Below are 18506 nucleotides of genomic sequence, written 5' to 3'. Positions count from 1 at the left end.
GATTATCCGGAGGTTTCGCCTTGCCAGGCTTGGTGTTGCCGAACCGTTGCGGCCATGGCGGTACTTATCCCGCCACCTTTCGGCGCAATCAGTCACCTACTTGCGCGGGCACCCGCCGGCGCGCGTTTTCGAACGCCGCAAGCAGGTGACTGATTGCGGCAGTCGTCAGGCGCCCGGGCCGCGGCCGGACCAGGTCCACGCGTACCGGTGGTCCTCCGAGGCGTCGGCCGCCTCGCCGAGGTCCAGCGGCGCGAAGGTGTCCACCATGACCGCGGTCTCGTCGAAGAACTGCGCCCCGATCGACGCCTCCGCCGCCCCGGGCTGCGGCCCGTGCGTGAAACCGGACGGGTGCAGCGAAAGCGAGCCGACCTCGATGCCGGAGCCCTTGCGCGCCTCGTAGTTCCCGCGGACGTAGAACATCAGCTCGTCCGAGTCGACGTTCGCGTGGTTGTACGGCACCGGGATCGACTCGGGGTGGTAGTCGACCTTGCGCGGGCAGAACGAGCAGACCACGAAGTTCGGTCCCTCGAACGTCTGGTGCACGGGCGGCGGCTGGTGCACGCGGCCGGTGATCGGCTCGAAGTCGTCGATGTTGAACACCCACGGGTACAGGCAACCGTCCCAGCCGACGACGTCGAACGGGTGGGTCGCGTAGGTGTAGCGCGTCAGGCCGGCGCGGTGCCGCACGAGGACCTCGACGTCGGTGCCGTCGACGACCAGCGGCTCCGACGGGCCGCGGATGTCGCGTTCGCAGTACGGCGAGTGCTCCAGGAACTGGCCTTTCGCCGACAGATACCGCTTCGGCGGGCCGATGTGGCCGCGCGCTTCGATGGTCAGCAGTTTGACCCCGTCGTCGCCGTGCGGGAGCACGCGATAGGTGCACGAGGTCGGGATGACGAGGTAGTCGCCGTCACCGACCTCCAGGGCACCGTAGATCGTCTCGACGGTCGCGCCGCCGCCCTGGACGTAGAACAGCTCGTCGCCGGCGGCGTTGCGATACAGCGGCGACGGTTCGGTCGCGTGGACGAAGCCGATGGTGACGTCGGCGTTGCCGAACAGCCGCCGCCGGTCGGTGACCGCGTCGGCGTCACCGAACTTGAGGTCGTGGGTCTTGAAGGCGCGGGGTTTGAGCGGGTGGTTCGGGGTGATGGGACCGCGCTCGTCCTCGATCGCGACGGCGTCGACGATCGCGGTGGGCAGCCCGCGGTGATACAGCAGCGCCGAGTCCGCCGAGAAGCCCTCGACACCCATCAGTTCCTCGGCGTACAGGCCCCCGTCGGGCTTGCGGAACGCCGTGTGGCGCTTGTGCGGGATCTCGCCTACCTGCCGGTAGTAAGGCATCGGAATCTCCCCGGAACGTGTCCGTTGTGCGAACGATTTTGTCCTGATGTCGTACGCTACTAGCGTGTCAGTCGTGTCAAGCGCTGTGGAACTCACGCCACCCGGCCCCCGAGGAATCCCTCCCCTGTTCGCGCGGCTCGTCGACGACTCGGCGTTGTTCCCGCCCGGCGAGGCGTCCATGCCCGAAGCGCTGCGAGCGCACTTCGCGTCGAGGGCCGGTGAGCACTCCGGCGTCCTCGGTGTGTTCCTGTGCCAGGCGTCGCGGCTGCCCGAGCTCATCACGGAACTCATCAAGATCAAACCCAAGGAACCGCTGCCGCTGTCGCTCATCATCGACACCGGCCTCGGCGGCGTCCCGAAGGCGATCTCGATCGTCGAATCGCGCAGCGAGATCCTCAGCCTGCGCATGGTGGAGATGCCGGCGCCGTCGGACGTCGACGAGGTCTGGCTGGAGCGGGTCTCCGAGTTCGTGCCCGAGGACGTCATCCGCGTGGTCGAGCCGCGGCGCGGGGTCGGCTGGCTGGACGGCGTGCGGAAGGTGATCGAGCACGGCAGCTGGCCCAAGATCCGCTGCGGCGGCAAGGCGGGCGAGAACTTCCCCAGCGTCGACGAGGTCGCCGACTTCCTCGCGGTGGTCAGCGGCTCGACCGGGGCCTCGTTCAAGGCGACGAACAGCCTGCACCGCGCCGTCCGGCACACCGAGGAGGCGAGCGGCTTCACCCACCACGGGTTCCTGAACCTGATCGTGGCGTCCGCGCGCTGCCTTTCGGGTGGCGACGTGCGGGCCGCCCTCGAAACGACCGACGGCGCCGCGCTGGCCGCCGAGGCCAAAGGGATGTCGGACGAGGCGGCGAAGGCCGTTCGCGGGCTCTTCGCCTCGTACGCGGCGGCCTCGTTCGACGAGCCGGTCGCCGACCTCGGGGAACTCGGGTTGTTGTGACTCGTGAAGGGTCGCTGACCCTGGACCGCGGGCTCGCGCTGCTCCAAGCGGTCGCGGACGCCGGTGGCGAGGCGGCGACGATCTCCGAGCTCGCCGTCGCCATCGGCGCGAGCCGGGCCGCCGTCTACCGGCTGCTCGTCCCGCTGTCCGAGCGCGGCCTGGTGTGGCGCGATGGCAACAAGGTGCGGCTGGGTGTCGGCCTGCTCCGGCTCGCCGGGCAGGTCCTCCCGCAGCTGCGGGAGGCCGCGCGGCCGGTCTTGCGCGAGCTGGCGGAGAAGGTCGGCGCCACGGCGCACCTGTCGGTCGCGCAGGGGGATCAGGCGCAGGCCGTCGCGGTCGTCGAACCGTCCTGGACGAGCTTCCACGTCGCCTACCGCGTCGGGACCCGGCATCCGCTGTCCGCCGGCGCCGCGGGCAAGGCGATCACGCTGCGTCCCGGTGGCGGCGAAGGCTGGGTCACCTCGTCGGGTGAGCTGGAGGCGGGGGCGTCCGGGGTCGCCGCGCCCGTGCGCGGGGTGCCGGGCTTGAAGGCCAGCGTGGGTGTCGTGTCCCTCGAACCGCTGGACGCGTCCGTGGTGGGCCCGGCGGTCGTGGCGGCCGCCGTCCGGCTGGCCGAGGTGCTGAAGCAGCCCGAGTAGCGTGTCAGCGGTGGCTGAGCAGCGGGCGGACCATGGTCGCCAGCAGCGTGAGGTCGACCGCGAACAGCAGCCGCTCGAACAGGCCGAGCGTGACTTCCTGATGCGACGGGCCGGTCAGCATCGTCCAGACGAACCCGCCGAGCACGATCACCACCGCGGCGAAGCTGGCCATCGAAAGCCGCCGGATCGTCGTGCGGCGCGGCTCCCACGGGCATCGCGCCCGGCCAGGGCGGGTCAGCACCCAGGCGGCGCCGGGGAGCGCGAGGAACGCCGCCAGTGCCGCGTAGTTGTGGATCTGCCCGGCCAGCGAGCGGGCCTGGCCCTCGGGGTCGACGGGGACGAGCGCGAGGACGAACAGCCCGGCGCACCACACCCCGAGCAGCAAGAGGACGGACTCGTACCCGCGACGGTGCGCCTTCGCGATCCCGGCGAGCAGGGCGAGCGAACCGAACCCCAGTGCCAGGCACATCGCGCCGAACAACGGGGCCGCCGTCGCACCGGGCGAGAGGTAGCCGTAGACGTACTCGGACAGCGTCTGCCAGATCGGGCTGACCTGGCTGGACAGCCTCAAGTGCAGGTCGATCGAGATGGCGACGGCGACGGCCATGCCGAAGACCGCGAGCCTGCCGTGCACAGGAGAGACGGCGAGTGTCTTCGGCGAGGTCACGAACGGTTTCTCCAGGCACTTCGGGGCGGGCGTTCACCTTTTCGTTCCCGAAAGGTTACCCGGCGAACCTGTGAAAACCCCGTGCGCCTCAGAACGCCAGCTGGGCCAGCGCGAACAGCGAGAACCCGGCGAAGACGAACCCGGCGACGCGCTGGATGAGTTTGGGACGGATCCGGCTGCGGACCTTCGCGCCGATGAAGACGGCGAGCCCGGCGACGGCGACAAGCGCGACGAAGGAGCCGAGCGCGACCGCGAACGGGTTGCCGAAGCGGGCCGTGAGACTGGCCGTGGCGAGCTGGGAGGCGTCGCCCCATTCGGCGGCGAACAGCACCCCGAACGACGTCAGCGCGGAGCGGAAGAAGGTCGCGGGGCTCGGCCCGGAACGCGACGCGTCCTCTCCGCCGTCCTTGCCGGGTCTGAACCCTTCACGAAGGAGCATGAACGCGCCGATTCCGAACATCGCGGCGACGATCAAGGTCACCAGTGTCTCCGGCAGCAAAGTGAGCACACTGCCGAACGTGGCGGCGATCGCGGATTGCACGGCGAATGCGGCGGTGACTCCGGCGAATACCGGCCACGCGCGGAAACGGGTGGTGAGAACCAGGGTGGCGACGAGGGTCTTGTCCGGCAGCTCCACGGCCAGTACCAGGCCGAACGCGCTGATCAGCGCCAGCATCGAGCTAGACATGATGGTTCTTCACCCCTTTCACTGCAACGATAAAGGGGTGATTCAGAGAAAGGCAAGCTGATGGCTTTTCCGAATCGGGTGGCATGTGCGGGCGAATTGTGTTTCGTGGCGGGGCGGAATTGAGGTTTCGGTAAACCGAATTCTTTTTTCAGGCCCCGCTGGTAGCGTCCGGGAACATGGACGAGAGAGCGCGGATCGAAGACGTGTGCACGCGGCTGAAGGAGCACTATGTGTTCCCCGACGTCGCCGAGAAGCTGACGGTGCTCCTGCGGGCGAGGCTGAGTGACGGCGCGTACGCGGGGCTCGACGATCAGGCGTTCGCCGTCGCGGTCACCCAGGACCTGCAGTCGGTCAACGGGGACAAGCACCTGCGGTTACGGCATCACGTCGACCCGTTGCCCGAGGTGGACGGGGAGTCGTTCGATCCCGAGCAGTTCCGGCGCGAGGCGGAAGTGAACTGTCACGGCATCGCGTCGGCGCGGCGGCTGGCCGGGAACGTCGGTTACCTGGAGACGAAGCTCTTCTACGGGCCGGACATCGCCGGCGAAGCGCTGGCCGCGGCGATGACGCTGCTCGCGACCACCGACGCGCTGCTCATCGACGTCCGGGAGAACCGGGGCGGGGATCCGATGGCGGTCGCGCTGCTGATCAGCTATCTGGTCGACGAGCCCACGCATTTCAACAGCATCTATCTGCGCGACGGCGACGTGACCAACCAGTTCTGGACGCTGCCGTACGTACCGGGCCGCAAGTTCGGCGCGGACAAGCCGGTGTGGGTGCTGACCGGGCCGACGACGTTCTCCGGTGCCGAGGATCTGAGCTATTCGTTGCAGCAGCTGGGGCGGGCGAAGACGGTGGGCGCGGTCACGGGGGGCGGGGCGAATCCGCGGAAACAGTACAAAGTGGACACTCATTTGGATGTCACCGTCCCGGGTGGACGGGCGGTGAACCCGGTCACGGGGACCAACTGGGAAGGCATCGGCGTCCAGCCCGACATCGCCGCCGACGTCGAGGCCGCTTTCGACACGGCCTACGCGTTGGCGCTGGCCCACGTGCTGACACTGGGGGACACGGGCGTGCGGCGGCAGGTCGCCGACGAGGCGCGACTCACACTCGCTGGCCTCGGCTGACCTGGGCGCGGGACCAACGTCCCGGCGAGATCGGGACCACTTGAACTGGCGGGCTCAACGGGCGTTGAGCAGGCTTGAGGCGTGGAAGTTCTCGATCTCGCTCGATGGCAGTTCGGCATCACCACCGTCTATCACTTCCTGATGGTCCCGCTGACCATCGGGCTTTCCGTGCTGGTCGCCGGGATGCAAACGGCCTGGGTCCGCACCGGTGATCAGCGGTACCTGAAGATGACCAAGTTCTGGGGGAAACTCCTGCTGGTCAACTTCGCGATGGGCGTGGTCACCGGCATCGTGCAGGAGTTCCAGTTCGGGATGAACTGGAGCGCGTACTCGCGGTTCGTGGGTGACGTGTTCGGTGCGCCGCTGGCGATGGAGGGGCTCGTCGCGTTCTTCGTCGAGTCGACCTTCCTGGGGCTGTGGATCTTCGGCTGGGACAAACTGCCGAAGAAGGTCCACCTGGCGTGCGCGTGGGCGTACTCGCTGGCGACCGTGGCGTCCGCGTACTTCATCCTCGCGGCGAACTCGTGGATGCAGCATCCGGTCGGGGTCGAGTTCGTCGACGGGAAGCCGACGATGAACTCGATCTGGGCGGTGCTGACGAACAACACCGCGCTGGCCGCGATCCCGCACACGCTCGCGGGCGCCTTCTCGGTGGCGGCGGCGTTCCTGGTCGGTGTCGCGGGCTGGCAGCTGTGGCGCAAGCGTTCGGAGGACGACGAGCACCGCGCGGTGTGGCGTTCGTCGTTGCGTCTCGGCGGCTGGACCGGTGTGGTGGCGTTCGCGGTGCTGGCGATCACCGGCGATTTCCAGGGCAAGCTGATGTTCGAGCAGCAGCCGATGAAGATGGCGTCGGCGGAAGCGTTGTGCCACACGGAGAAACCGGCGAGCTTCTCGATCATCGCGATCGGCGACGTCCGGAACGCGAACTGCGAGGACGTCAAGACGTTCAACGTGCCCGCCCTGCTCTCGTTCTTGGCGCACAACGACTTCTCGACCGAGGTCAAGGGTGTGGAGAACCTGGTGACGGAGTACCAGGCGAAGTACGGCACGAACTACCCGGACGACCCGCAACTCGGTTCGCTCGCGGGCAAGCCGATCGACTACGTGCCCAACCTGCCGGTGACCTACTGGGGTTTCCGCGCGATGATCGGCTTCGGCGCGATCTCGGCCGGGATCGGGCTGCTCGCGCTGTGGCTGACCCGGCGCGGGCGGATCCCCGGGCAGCGGTGGTTCCCGTGGCTCGTGCTCGGCGGGATCGCGACGCCGTTCATCGGCAACAGCGCCGGCTGGATCTTCACCGAGATGGGCCGTCAGCCGTTCGTGGTGGTGCCGAACCCGACCGGCGTCGACGGCGTGTGGATGTTCACCGCGCAGGCGGTCTCGAAGTTGTCCACAGGCGAGGTGTGGACGTCGCTGATCGCGCTGACGACCGTCTACGCGGTGCTCGGCGTGGTCGAAGTCTTCCTGATGCGGAAGTACGTCCGCGGCGGCGTGGACGCCGTCATGCCACCCAAGAAACCGGCCGCGACCAGCGAGAACAGCGATTCGAAAGGCGGTGACGGCGATGACGACGCGCTGGCCTTCGCCTACTGATCGCCTCTTGACGTCACCTACCCAGCCCCCCGCCCTTCCCGGGGGACGGCCCCGCACCCAGCGTATCGGGGGTATCGCTCAGGCGGGTTACCCACAGCCGATCTGTGGACAACTGGGGCGGTTGTGGATAACTCAGGGCGACTGGGGTTGGCAAGGGCGACCCCGGGCGGCCGGGACGGGTTGCGAAAGCCACTTTCGCAACGCTCAAGGTTGCGAAAGTGGCTTTCGCAACCCTCGGGGCGGCTGCGTGACGGGCGAGGTCACCGAACAGCGGGCCGAAGGCGTCCTTCACCGCGTCGCATGCGGTGAAAGCGTCCTTCAGCCCCGCAAGCCCCGCAAGCCCCTGAAGCCCGGGAAGCCCAGGTCCAGGAAAGTGAGCATCCGATGACCCTCGAAACGATCTGGTTCTGCGTCATCGCCCTGTTCTGGCTCGGCTACCTCTTCCTCGAAGGTTTCGACTTCGGCGTCGGCATGCTCATGCCGGTCCTCGCGAAGGACAACACCGAGCGCCGCGTCATGGTCAACACGATCGGCCCGGTCTGGGACGGCAACGAGGTCTGGCTGATCGTCGCCGGCGGCGCGATGTTCGCCGCGTTCCCCGGCTGGTACGCGTCGCTCTTCTCGGCCGCGTACCTCCCGCTCCTGGTGGTCCTGCTCGCCCTCATCGGCCGCGGCGTCGCGTTCGAATACCGCGGCAAGGTCGACTCCGATCGCTGGCGCCGCAACTGGGACCGCGTCATCGGCATCGGCTCGTGGATCCCGCCGTTCGGCGTCGGCCTGCTCCTCGCGACCACCGTCCTCGGCCTCCCGCTCGACGCCGACGGCGACCGGGTCGGCGGACCGTTCGCCGCCCTCAGCGTCGAAACGCTGCTCGGCGCGATCGCGGTCGTCGGGTTCTCGCTGGTCCACGGCGCCGCGTTCCTCGCGCTCAAGACCGAAGGCGACCTCCGCCATCGGGCGCGGAACCTGGCCACTCGCCTGCTCCCGGTCGCACTGATGCCGTTGCTCGCGTTCCTCATCCTCGTGCAGCTGCGCTCGGGCGACCTGTGGACGCTGCTCCTCATCGGCGTCGCCGTCCTCGCGGCCGTCGTCGCGTGGTTCAGGATCCGTGCGGGCCGCGAAGGACAGGCGTTCGCCGCGCTCGGCGGGGTCATCGCGGCTTCCGCCGTCGCGATCTTCGCCGCCCTGTACCCGAACGTCCTGCCGTCCACTGTGGACCCGGCGAACACGTTGACGATCGCGGGCGAGGCGTCGAGTCCCTACACGCTGACCGTGATGACCTGGGTCGCGCTGTTCGGCGCTCCCGCCGTCCTGATCTACCAGGGTTGGACGTACTGGGTGTTCCGCAAGCGCATCGGTACCCGGCACATCCCACCGGTGCACGCACCATGACCGAACTTCCCGGCCGCGACACCCTTTCCGCCAAGGAGTCCACAATGGACTCAGCGCGACCGGGGAAGGGTCCGCTCGGCGCGCTGGCTCCACTTTCGAGTGCGGCGCGCCGGGCGTTGATCCTCAGTGGAATCCTGTCCTTCGTCAACGCGGTCTTGCTGGTGGGACAGGCGTTCCTGCTGGCCGACGTCCTCTCCGCGGTCGTCCGCGGAACACCGGGGGACCGCACCGCCCAGCTGGCCGTGCTGCTCGCGCTCGTCGCAGGGCGCGCGTTGACCGGCTGGGCGGTGCGGATCGTTTCGGTTCGCGCGGCCGCTCGCGCGAAGGAGGAGCTGCGCGCCAAAGCTCTCGACCACGCTGTGAAACTCGGCCCGGAGTGGATCGCGCGCCGCGGTCACGGTGAACTGACGTCGTTGACCACCAAGGGCCTCGACGCGCTCGACGCCTACTTCACCCAGTACCTTCCGGCCTTGGTGACCGCCGCGATCGTGCCGCTCGCCGCCGGTGTCGCGATCCTGTTCGCCGACTGGCCGTCGGCCGTGCTCGTCGTGATCACCGTGCCGCTGGTGCCGTTGTTCGCGATCCTGATCGGCAAGCACACCGCCGAGCGGGTCGCCGAGGCCGCCGACGCCGAACACCGACTGTCGGGCCATCTGCTGGAACTCGTTCGCGCGCTGCCGATCCTCAGCGCGTTCCGCCGCGCCGAAGCGCAGGCCGAGACGGTGCGGAAGATCTCCGAGCGTCATCGCCGCACGACGCTCAAAACGTTGAAGGTCGCGTTCGCGTCGGCGTTCGCGCTGGAACTGATCGCGACGCTTTCGGTCGCGCTGGTCGCGGTCGTCATCGGTGTCCGGCTCGTCTCCGGCGAACTGTCGCTGGCCATCGGGCTCGGCGTCCTGATCCTCGTGCCGGAGTGCTACCAGCCGCTGCGCGCGGTCGGCGCCGCGTTCCACGCCAGCGAGGACGGTGTCGAGGCCGTGCGCCGCGTCGCGGATGTTCTGGCCGAACCGTTGCCGCCCACCGGTTCCGAGACGCCCATGCAGGGCGAAATCGACGTCCGCGGACTACGCGTCGCCAGGCGCGAAGGATTCGCGCCCGACGGGGAGACGTTCAGCGTCGGCCCCGGCGAGATCACCTGGCTGCGCGCGCCGAGCGGCGGCGGCAAATCGACGACGCTCGCCGCCCTGCTCGGTTTCGTGCAGGTGCACGACGGGACGATCACCGTCGGCGGTACCGACCTCGCCGACGCCGATCTGGAGCGGTGGCGCGAGAACGTCGCCTGGGTGCCGCAGTCGCCGGTGTTCGGCGGGGGCACCGTCCGCGAGGAGGCCGGCGGCGAAGACGTCCTCGCCGAACTCGGGCTCGCCGGACTCGCCGAGCGGCCGGTTTCGAAGCTGTCACAGGGACAACGGCAGCGTGTCGCGGTGGCGCGGGCGCTGACGCGGGTCCGGTCGGGCGCGTGGCTGCTCCTGCTCGACGAACCCACCGCCCACCTCGACGAGGCCAGCGCCGCACTGGTCATGACAGCGGTCCGTAAAGCCGTCGACGAAGGTGCCGCCGCGATCATCGCCGCACACGAGCGCACACCTGGTGTCGACATGTCGACCACGGTGACAGCTGACTCCGGAACCACTGAAGACGGACGGCCGGTCAAGCCGCTGCCCTGGCGCGACCTGCTGCACCCCAGGTTCTTCGGCGGCGCGCTGCTCGGTGCCGCCGCGTTGCTCGCCGGCGTCGCGCTGACCGCGCTTTCGGGCTGGCTGATCGCCAAGGCGTCGCAACAGCCGCCGATCCTGACCCTGACGGTGCTGATCGTCGGCGTGCGGACGTTCGGCCTCGGCCGCGCGGGGCTGCGCTACCTCGAACGGCTGGTCACGCACGACGCCGCCTTCCGGATCGCCGGGAGCCTGCGCGTCCGGCTGTGGAAGTCGCTGGTGCGGCTCGGCCCGGCTCGCGCGCTTCGGGCCGGTGAGGAACAGCGGCGGCTCGTCGGCGACACCGACACCGTGCGCGACCTGCTCCCGCGCGTGATCACGCCGCTGGTCGTGGTCGCGTTGGTGGCCGTCGGCGCTGTCGCGGTCCAGACCGTCGTGCTGCCCGAAGCCGGAATCGCGCTGGCCGCGGCCGTGCTGCTCAGCGCGTTCGCGCCGCTGCTCGCGCTCCGGGCGGAACGCCGCGCGACCAGTGCGCTGGCCGCCGGACGGCGTTCGGTGTCGGCGCAGGTGCTGAGCCTGTTCGAAGCCGCCGCCGAATTGATCGCATACGGAGTCGACAAAGAACGACGTCGCCGAATCGCCACCACTGACACCGCGTTGACCGCCGAAGCCCGGCGACAGGCTTTCGGTGCCGGCGCGGCCGACGCTCTGATCATCCTGGTGACAGGGGCCGCCACCGTCGTGAGCACCGGGTTCGCCGTGAGCGCCGTCGCCGCCGGCGCGCTGAACCCGGTACTCGCGCCCGTGGTCGCCCTGGTGCCGCTCGCGCTGGCGGAGGTCCTCTCCCTTCTTCCGCCCGCCGTGCAGCACTGGGACACCCTGCGCCAGGCCCGTCTGCGCCTCGCCGCTTGCGATGAACGGGCCGTTCTTAGCAAGGAAAGCGCCTTTCATGGCACCGGCGGGGTGCGGATCCGGAACGCCGACCTCGGCTGGCCCGGCACCGAGCGTCCGGTTCTCACCGGGGTCGACCTCGACATCGCGCCCGGGACGCACGTCGCCGTGGTCGGCCCGAGTGGCGCCGGGAAGTCGACGCTCGTCGCGGCCTTGCTCGGGTTCCTCCAGCCGAGCAAGGGTGACGTCGCCGCTCCCGAGAACGTCGCTTGGGCGCCGCAGGAACCGATGCTCGTCTCGACCACGGTCGCCGAGAACCTCCGGCTCGCTCAGCCGACGGCGTCCGAAGCAGACCTGCGAATGGCCTTGTACCAAGCCGTTCTCGAGGACGTCGAGCTCACGACGATGCTCGACAGCGCCGGCGCCGGGCTCTCGGGCGGGCAGGCGCAGCGGGTCGCGCTGGCGCGGGCCGTCCTCGGCGCCGCGCGGGCCGATCTCGTGCTGCTCGACGAGCCCACCGCCCACCTCGACGAGCCGACCGCGCGCACCCTCCGCGAACGGCTCGGCGAAGCGCTCGCAGGGAAGACCGTCGTCCACGTCACGCACAACGCCGCCGAAGCCGACGACGCGGACGTGATCCTGGAGGTGCGAGAGGGCCGGGTCACAGCGCGCACAAGGGCCGGAGCGGTCTAATGTCGATAGCGCTCATGGATCCCACGCTTGCCGCGCGCGCACTGTCCGCCGCCACCGAGATCACCGGCACCGCCCTGTCCGGCGAAGACCCGGGCGACGTGCTGGAGACCGTGGTCGCCCGCGCCGTCGAACTGGCCGAGGCCGACCTCGGTCTCGTCATGGTGCGCGCGGACGACGGCCAGGTGGTCGCCGAGGCCGCGCACGGGGACACCACCCAAGGCCTTCGAGGGCTGGCCTTTTCCGCCGATTCCGCCGCGGGCCAGGTCGCCAGGGGCGGGAAACCGGTGGTGAGCGAGGACTTCACCGTCGATCCCCGCACGGCGCCGTTCGTGCCGCCGGAGCTCCAGGGGTTCGGGCCTTTCGCCGCGTCGGCGTTCGGCGCGGGCGGGCGCGTCCTCGGCGCGCTCACCGTGTACCGCCGCCACGGCGGGGAACCGTTCTCAGCCAGCACGGTCGAGGTGCTCACCGCGTTCGCCGCGCAGGCGGGCGTGGTGCTGGCGCTGGCGGAAGGCGCCAACGCCCGGCACCGCGTCACCCTCTACCAAGAGCGCGAACGCATCGCGCGCGAGCTGCACGACGTCATCGTGCAGCGGCTCTACGGCGCCGGGATGCAGCTCGACCGCGTCCGCAAGAACATGCGGAAACGCTTCGCGCAGGCCGACGGAGCGCGCCTGTCCGAGGCGATCGACCAGCTCGACCAGACCATCGAAGAGATCCGCGGCACCGTGCGCGCCCTGCGCAGCCCGGAACCCGCGAACCAGACGGTCACCGCCACCGACCTCGCCGAGTCCGCACGGGGCGAGGTGCGCATCGCGGGCGAACTGCTCGGCTACCCGCCGACCTTGGAACTTTCGGGCGAACTGGCCGACATCCCCGCCGAACAGGCGGACCACATCCGCGCCGCCCTGCGTGAAGCACTGTCCAATGTGGTCAGGCACTCCGGGGCGAGCGAGACCCGCGTGACGCTCAGCCGTGACGCGGAAGGCGTCAAACTTCGCGTGCGGGACAACGGATCCGGTGTGCCGCAGGGGGTGGCCAAACGCGGTCTCCGTCATCTCGCCGAACGCGCGACGACGTCCGGTGGACGCTTCTCGATCAATTCTTCCCCGAGCCTGGGGACCTTGGTCGCTTTCGACGTTCCACTCGATCAGCCCGTGTGAAATTAACGGATCTTTGTCGCTCGTTGGAGTGACAGTTCGCGATTTCTGATTAATCCGTAACAGTAGGGGCCGGTGCGCGACTGTAAGTGCATCGAACGCGCTCGGAGCGCGAAATCCCAGTGAAAGGACTCCCCATGTCCTCGGTTCGTCGCGCCCTCGGCACGGCCGTCATCCTCGCCGGATTCTCCTTGTTCGGCCCCGCTTCCGTGGCGTTCGCGCTGGCGGAGGCGCCCGCGGTCGCCGATCTCAACTGCGGCGACTTCCAGTATCAGGAAGACGCGCAGGCCGAACTCGAAAAAGATCGTTCCGATCCGCACGGCCTTGATCGAAATAAGGATGGCGTCGCCTGCGAAGACCTGCCCAAGCGCGGAACGGCGCCGACGAAAACGACCACGCCCAGCGCGCCGCCGAGCACCACGAAAACGCCCGCACCGCGATCCACCGATAAGGATTGCGCCGATTTCCCGTCGCAGGCCGCCGCGCAGGCCGAGCTCAAGAAGAACCCGCGGGACCCGCACAAACTCGACGGTGACCACGACGGGTACGCCTGCGAATCCCGGTTCGGTGAACCCGCGAAATCGGGTCAGGTCAAGGTCAAACCCGTCGGTGGCGTCGCGACAGGCGGCGGAGAGGCCAACGGTGGTTTCCTGGAGGTCGTCACGGTCGCGCTGACCGGAGCGGCGTTGCTGACCGCGACGGCCGCGGGCGCGTCCCTGGTCCTTCGGCGGCGTGCGGAGCGATGATCCGGCCTTCCTGGCGCCGGTGGCCGTTCCCGCTGGTCATCGGCACGCTCATCGGGGTGGTGCTCGCGGCCGCGCTGACCGCGTGCACCGTCCCTCCGCCGGGCAGGGTCGCCTCACCCGCGTCGCCGACGACGGTGTCCACGGCGGCCTCGGTGCCGTCGGTGGCCTCGCCGCTCGCGCCCGCGCGGCCGGCGAGGCTCGAGATCCCGGCGATCGGGGTCCGTACCGGCGAGATCATCGACCTCGGCCTGGCGGGCGACGGCACCCTGGAGGTGCCGCACGACGCGATCACCACCGGCTGGTTCACCGGCGGCCCGGCACCCGGCGAGGTCGGGCCAGCCATCCTCGCCGGGCACGTCGACTACAAGAAGGTCCCCGGTGTCTTCGTCCGGCTCAAGGAACTCAAGGTCGGCGACGAAGCCCTCGTCCACCGCGCGGACGGGATCACCGCGGTGTTCACCGTGTACGCCGTCGAGCGGCATTCGAAGGCGTCCTTCCCCACGGAGAAGGTCTACGGCGACACGACCGGGCCCGAACTGCGCCTGATCACCTGCGGCGGGGATTTCGACTCGTCGACCGGCAACTACCTCGACAACGTCGTCGCCTTCGCGAAACTGACCCGCGTTTAGATTCGGGGGATGCGCACCGTCTACGTCGTCACGCATCCCGAGGCCACCCACCACGTCGATCGTCTGGTGGGCGGATGGTTCGACTCGGAACTCACTCCCGCCGGAGAACGTGCGGCCGTCGCCGTCGCCGAGTCGCTGCGGGCGAAGGTGCCGGACGAGGTGGAGCTCTACTCCTCGGATCTGCGCCGCACCGCCCGGACGGCGGAGTTGATCGGTGAACGGCTCGGTGTGGCCCCGGTCCTGGACCGGCGGCTGCGCGAGAAGTCGTACGGGGAAGCCGGTGGCCGTCCGCAGGAATGGCTGGACGGCCGGTTCGTCCCGCCTCCCGCAGTCGGCGACCGGTTGGGACACGACGAAGGAATCCCCGGCGCCGAAACCAAAGGAGCGATGGCCGCGAGGGTGTACGCGGCCATGGAGTCGATCCTGGAAAGCCGCTGCGAGCACCAGATCGTCGTCACGCACGGTGGCGCGCTCACGTTCGTGCTCGCCGCGTGGATCCGGATGCCGCTCGAATCGGCCGGGTACGTCGACTTCCGCGGTTCACCCGGGAGCGTCACGGTGCTGCGTGAGGACGACTACTTCCACAACCGGCAGGTCGTGATCGGCCATCTCCCGACCGGGGAGGCCGATCGTTGATAGCCTCGGCACCAGCCGTGACGAGGGGAACACGCCGTGTGGGAAGCCGTTCTGGGTGAGGCCGTGAAAGCGCTGGCGGTCGGCGCCGCCGGCGGGGTGAAGGACCTGGTGGCCAAGCGGCTCGCCCGTCGCCGCACCGCACAGGACGTGGAGGCGCTGCTCGCGGATCCCGGCAGTGCCGAGCGGGCGGTCCGGGAACTGGTCGAGACCGATCCCGAATTCGCCGAACGGTTGCAGGAGATCCTCGCGGGAGGCGGTACCGGTGTTCGCGATGTGCCGGGCGCGCCCGCGCATTTCGTCGACCGGGACAGGGAACGGCGAAGCGCTTCGGGGCCGGGCGTCCACGTCATCACCGGTCCGCGCGGGGCAGGCAAGAGCGCGCTCGTGTACCGGCTCGCGGACGACCTCCGCGCTCGGTATCCGGATCAGGTCTATGTCGATCTCGCGGACTATCGCGACGGCACCGTGCTGCGCCGCTCGGAGGTGGCGACGAGGGTCCTGCGCGCGCTCGGGGTCGAGACGAATCTGGTGACCACGAACACCGCCGAGCTGTGGGCCCAGTACCGATCGGTCACCGCCCGGCGCCGGTTCCTCCTGGCACTGGACAACGCCGAAGTGGCCGCGGACATCCGCGAACTGATCCCCTCGTCACCGTCGAGCCTGGTGCTGGTGACCGCCGTCCGTCAGGACGACGAGCTGCTGACCGGCAACGTCGCTCCGCCGATCGAGCTGGAATCCCTCGACCGGGACTTCGCGCTCGAACTCCTCGGCAAGGCGTCGGATCCGGCGGCCATCGAGGCGGAACGCGACTCCGCCGCCGAACTCGCCGCGCTGTGCGACCATATGCCGTTCGCCCTGGTGCAGGCCGGTGTCCGGATCCGCAAACGCCTGCGGCGCGGCCCCGGCGCGGTGGCCTCGGTACTGGCCGATTTCCGGCGGACCGGGGTGCTCGGCGGTGTCGACGTCATCGCGATGGCGTTCGAGCAGTCGTTCGCCGAGCTGTCCGCCGACGCCGCGGAACTCTGCGAACTGCTGGCGTCCCATCCCGGGCCCGATTTCACGACGGCGTCGGCGACCGCGGTCTTCGCCAAGCCGGCCGGAGACGCGCTCGACGAACTCACCGACGCGGGGTTCCTGGCGCCGACCGGCACTCCCCGGCAGCGGCTGTTCAACCTGATCCGGGAGGGGGCGCACCGGCGCGGGACCCGGGACGCCGCGACCGATCGGGCGCTGGTCTTCTTCCGCGACCAGGCCGTCGCCGCGGACCACCTCACCAGTCCGGACCGTCTGCGCCGCTACGCGCCGGTTTCCGTGCCGGCCCCGGATTTCGAGCGGAAGGCGCCGCTCGACTGGGTCGAGGACGCCCGGGAAACCTATGGCGCACTGGCATATCAGGCTTTCGAGCGGAAACGGGACGTCGAGCTCGGGCAGATCTGCGGCGCGCTGGAAGTGCTCATGCTCAACCGTGGGCACCACCGGCTCTTCGCACACATCAATCACTGGGGGCTGCTCGCGGCGAGGCGGCATGGCGATCCGGCCCTGATCACCAGGATTCTCAGCCAGCAGGGCCGTACTTTCTTCCTGTTGCACGAATTCGACCGCGCCCAGCCGCTGCTGGAAGAGGCGCTCGAAACGGTCCGGGCCCTGGACGACCCGGCACTGGAATCCTCCGTGCAGGAATTCTGCGGCCGGTTCCACGAAGAGAAAGGGCTCCTCCCGGCCGCCGCGGACTTCCTTGGGCGAGCCGTGATGCTGGATCGCGCGATGGCCGAAGCGGGCCGCCGGTCACTCGGCATCCACAGCCGCATGCTGGCGAACGTGCTGCTGAAAGGTGGTGCGTACGAACAGATCTGGGCGTTGCTCGCCGAATCCGCGCGGCAGTTCCCCGCGTCCGACAGCCGGAACCTCGGCCGGGTGTCGATGGTGCGGGCCAAGTACCTCCGGACGATCGGCCACTACGACGACGCCGAACGCGAATTGCTCGAAGCGTGGCGGCTGGTGTCCGGTGCGACGCAGTACACGGCCGAGTTCGAGGAGGAGTTCGGCAGGCTCTTCGCGGCGCGCGGGGATCACGGCCGGGCGCATACGCACTTCCAGCGTGCCTGGCAGACGTACTTCGACGCGGGGCATCCGCGGGAGGCCGAGTTCCGTTCGGTCCTGGCTAACAGCGGGAGACGGTGACCGGCCGCCCGTTGACCGCGTGCGTGCCTTCGACGTCCGCGTGCGAGGCGAGCAGAAGGTGGAGATGACTCGCCAGGAGGGTCGGGTCGATTTCCGCTGACAGGAGGAAATCGCCGAGGTCCCGGACCCGCGCGAGACAGCCGCCGGGGGCGGGGGCGGCGACGAGCCGGGCGAGCGGCCAGTGGGTGAGCAACTCGTCGAACCGGTCCGAGGCCTCGGCGAACACGATGGCCGCACCGTCCAGGTCGCGCAGGGTCGCTTGATCCGCGTGGGCGAGAACATGCCGGTGGCGCAGGCCTTCCGGCCGGGTGGACGCGGGAAAGCGCACCAGCTTTCCGGTTTCGTCCCATCCGGCGGCGAGCGCGGCCACCGGATGGGTCACCGGCGCCGGTTCCGGCACGGGTGGGAAGTCGGGACGCGGATCCGGCTGCTTCAGGTCCAGGAGGTCGTAGAGCACATCGCCCAGCCGCTGACCGCTCGCGGCGTCCTCGACGGCTTGGTCGACGATCGGCCGGTAGCGCTCCGGCGAGTGGTTCTCGATGGCCGCGTCGATCTGCTCGCGCAACCCCGAGTCCGCCACTTCGGCCGTGGCCCGCGTCAGCATCGCGAGGGGTGAGTCGTCCACCGTCGTGGGCGCGGCGGAGGGGGCGAGGAGCACGGGTTTGCCCGCCGCGGCGGCGTACAGCGCGGCGGAACCCTGATCGGAGAGCACGCAATCCGCCGCCAGCAGCGCGGCCTGCCAGCCGTGGTCCGGGGGAATGAGCGTGAGCCCCGCGGCGAGTTCCGGCCGGAGCCACGACTCCAGCTGCCACGGGCCGTGCGCCGCCCACACCCCGGGATGCAGGGTGAGGACGATCTGGAAGTCGTCGAGCGGCAGTTCGCTCAGCAGCCGGTGAGGAAGCCGCGGCTGCCTGGCGTAGAGCGAATGCCGGCCCCAGGTCGACGCGATCACGACGACCTTCCGGTCGCCGGCGCCGAGCGCGGCGCGGTAAGCCGCCACCCGGTGCCTGCTCGCCATCATCCGGTCGTGGCAGGGATCGCCGACGACGACCGCCCGGTCCAGCGCCTCCGGGCAAGCCGACTTCAGCTGCTCCCGTTGCACGGAGTGCGAAAGCGCGATCGCCGCCGGGATCACCCGGTCGTGGTGCACGAGCCGGTCCGGATCCATCCCCGACGTGACCCGGCCGCCGGGGTAGTACTTCTGGTAACCGATCCCGTGCGGCACCAGCAGGATCGGCCCGTTCAGCTCGTGAAGGGCGTCGTTCTCGCTCGCCGCGAGGATGAGGTCGAAGGTGTTCTTCGCGGCCTGTTCCCACGGGGTGACGGCCACCCGCAGCGCCCGCAACGCGTCACTTACCCCGGCCGAAAGGATCCCCGGCCGCGCCTCGTCGAAGGTGAAGGTCGTCTGGATCCGGAGATCGGCGCTCGTCAGGGTCAGGATGTCCTGAAGCCGGTTCACCGTCGTCAGCGTCCGGACGACCACGAGGAGCTGCCGTTCGGGAGCGTTCGTCAACCAGGAACGGAACCCC

15 protein-coding genes are annotated in these 18506 nt (G+C 69.6%); 11 read left to right on the top strand and 4 right to left on the bottom strand.

Features of this window, described 5'->3' with window-relative positions; translation table 11 throughout:
• Positions 1 to 165: 165 nt before the first annotated feature.
• A complete protein-coding gene (locus tag BLW75_RS23405) occupies positions 166 to 1341 on the bottom strand; it encodes a homogentisate 1,2-dioxygenase (protein ID WP_034309628.1) in 1176 nt (391 codons plus the stop codon).
• An 85-nt stretch (positions 1342 to 1426) separates the two neighbouring features.
• On the opposite strand from BLW75_RS23405, the gene BLW75_RS23400 reads away from it, so the two are divergent.
• Together BLW75_RS23400 and BLW75_RS23395 are read left to right on the top strand one after the other, a co-directional pair.
• Positions 1427 to 2281 carry a hypothetical protein gene (locus tag BLW75_RS23400; RefSeq protein ID WP_277814950.1) on the top strand — a complete coding sequence of 285 codons (855 nt, stop codon included), beginning with the start codon at positions 1427 to 1429 and terminating at the stop codon, positions 2279 to 2281.
• On the top strand, positions 2278 to 2919 hold the full coding sequence (locus BLW75_RS23395) for an IclR family transcriptional regulator (RefSeq protein WP_034309631.1): 642 nt from the start codon (positions 2278 to 2280) through the stop codon (positions 2917 to 2919). Before BLW75_RS23400 ends, BLW75_RS23395 begins: the two co-directional genes overlap by 4 nt.
• Positions 2920 to 2923: 4 nt before the next feature.
• On the opposite strand, the gene BLW75_RS23390 is transcribed toward BLW75_RS23395, so the two are convergent.
• A complete protein-coding gene (locus tag BLW75_RS23390; protein WP_034309634.1) occupies positions 2924 to 3586 on the bottom strand; it encodes a DUF998 domain-containing protein in 663 nt (220 codons plus the stop codon).
• A gap of 88 nt (positions 3587 to 3674) precedes the next feature.
• Positions 3675 to 4262 carry a TMEM165/GDT1 family protein gene (locus BLW75_RS23385; protein ID WP_034309636.1) on the bottom strand — a complete coding sequence of 196 codons (588 nt, stop codon included), beginning with the start codon at positions 4260 to 4262 and terminating at the stop codon, positions 3675 to 3677.
• A gap of 188 nt (positions 4263 to 4450) precedes the next feature.
• Between BLW75_RS23385 and BLW75_RS23380 the strand changes: the two genes are divergently transcribed.
• The 9 genes from BLW75_RS23380 (at position 4451) to BLW75_RS23340 (ending at position 16977) form a co-directional block, all read left to right on the top strand.
• Positions 4451 to 5404, top strand: a complete 954-nt coding sequence (locus tag BLW75_RS23380) for a S41 family peptidase (protein WP_034309638.1) — start codon at positions 4451 to 4453, stop codon at positions 5402 to 5404.
• 81 nt (positions 5405 to 5485) lie between these two features.
• Positions 5486 to 6997 carry a cytochrome ubiquinol oxidase subunit I gene (locus BLW75_RS23375; protein ID WP_034309641.1) on the top strand — a complete coding sequence of 504 codons (1512 nt, stop codon included), beginning with the start codon at positions 5486 to 5488 and terminating at the stop codon, positions 6995 to 6997.
• Between the two features lie 384 nt (positions 6998 to 7381).
• Entirely contained in the window at positions 7382 to 8389 is a 1008-nt protein-coding gene (gene cydB, locus BLW75_RS23370) for a cytochrome d ubiquinol oxidase subunit II (protein ID WP_034309644.1), read from the top strand.
• A complete protein-coding gene (gene cydD / locus BLW75_RS23365; RefSeq protein ID WP_091598180.1) occupies positions 8386 to 11628 on the top strand; it encodes a thiol reductant ABC exporter subunit CydD in 3243 nt (1080 codons plus the stop codon). The genes cydB and cydD overlap by 4 nt, the downstream gene beginning before the upstream one ends.
• Positions 11629 to 11642: 14 nt before the next feature.
• Positions 11643 to 12788: a GAF domain-containing sensor histidine kinase gene (locus BLW75_RS23360; protein WP_034309646.1), complete on the top strand. Its 1146-nt coding sequence runs from the start codon at positions 11643 to 11645 to the stop codon at positions 12786 to 12788.
• Between the two features lie 134 nt (positions 12789 to 12922).
• Positions 12923 to 13531: an excalibur calcium-binding domain-containing protein gene (locus tag BLW75_RS23355; protein ID WP_034309649.1), complete on the top strand. Its 609-nt coding sequence runs from the start codon at positions 12923 to 12925 to the stop codon at positions 13529 to 13531.
• A complete protein-coding gene (locus BLW75_RS23350; RefSeq protein WP_034309651.1) occupies positions 13528 to 14160 on the top strand; it encodes a class F sortase in 633 nt (210 codons plus the stop codon). Before BLW75_RS23355 ends, BLW75_RS23350 begins: the two co-directional genes overlap by 4 nt.
• 9 nt (positions 14161 to 14169) lie before the next feature.
• Entirely contained in the window at positions 14170 to 14796 is a 627-nt protein-coding gene (locus BLW75_RS23345) for a histidine phosphatase family protein (RefSeq protein ID WP_034309653.1), read from the top strand.
• Between the two features lie 36 nt (positions 14797 to 14832).
• Positions 14833 to 16977: an ATP-binding protein gene (locus tag BLW75_RS23340; RefSeq protein ID WP_034309656.1), complete on the top strand. Its 2145-nt coding sequence runs from the start codon at positions 14833 to 14835 to the stop codon at positions 16975 to 16977.
• Here BLW75_RS23340 and BLW75_RS23335 read toward each other — a convergent pair.
• A complete protein-coding gene (locus BLW75_RS23335) occupies positions 16958 to 18490 on the bottom strand; it encodes a hypothetical protein (RefSeq protein ID WP_241783477.1) in 1533 nt (510 codons plus the stop codon). The two genes, BLW75_RS23340 and BLW75_RS23335, sit on opposite strands and share 20 nt — an antisense overlap.
• Positions 18491 to 18506 lie beyond the last annotated feature (16 nt).

Source organism: Amycolatopsis lurida (assembly GCF_900105055.1).
In the GTDB taxonomy this organism is placed as follows: Bacteria; Actinomycetota; Actinomycetes; order Mycobacteriales; family Pseudonocardiaceae; genus Amycolatopsis; species Amycolatopsis lurida.
Note: the sequence above shows the minus strand (reverse complement) of the source record. Positions and strands in the feature narration are given on the sequence as shown.

Excerpts from the sequence above, each read along its gene's own strand:
- BLW75_RS23405 (WP_034309628.1), bottom strand. The coding sequence starts at position 1,341 with ATGCCTTACTACCGGCAGGTAGGCGAGATCCCGCACAAGCGCCACACG.
- BLW75_RS23385 (WP_034309636.1), bottom strand. The coding sequence starts at position 4,262 with ATGCTGGCGCTGATCAGCGCGTTCGGCCTGGTACTGGCCGTGGAGCTG.
- BLW75_RS23380 (WP_034309638.1), top strand. The coding sequence starts at position 4,451 with ATGGACGAGAGAGCGCGGATCGAAGACGTGTGCACGCGGCTGAAGGAG.
- cydB (WP_034309644.1), top strand. The coding sequence starts at position 7,382 with ATGACCCTCGAAACGATCTGGTTCTGCGTCATCGCCCTGTTCTGGCTC.
- cydD (WP_091598180.1), top strand. The coding sequence starts at position 8,386 with ATGACCGAACTTCCCGGCCGCGACACCCTTTCCGCCAAGGAGTCCACA.
- BLW75_RS23360 (WP_034309646.1), top strand. The coding sequence starts at position 11,643 with ATGGATCCCACGCTTGCCGCGCGCGCACTGTCCGCCGCCACCGAGATC.
- BLW75_RS23355 (WP_034309649.1), top strand. The coding sequence starts at position 12,923 with ATGTCCTCGGTTCGTCGCGCCCTCGGCACGGCCGTCATCCTCGCCGGA.
- BLW75_RS23350 (WP_034309651.1), top strand. The coding sequence starts at position 13,528 with ATGATCCGGCCTTCCTGGCGCCGGTGGCCGTTCCCGCTGGTCATCGGC.
- BLW75_RS23345 (WP_034309653.1), top strand. The coding sequence starts at position 14,170 with ATGCGCACCGTCTACGTCGTCACGCATCCCGAGGCCACCCACCACGTC.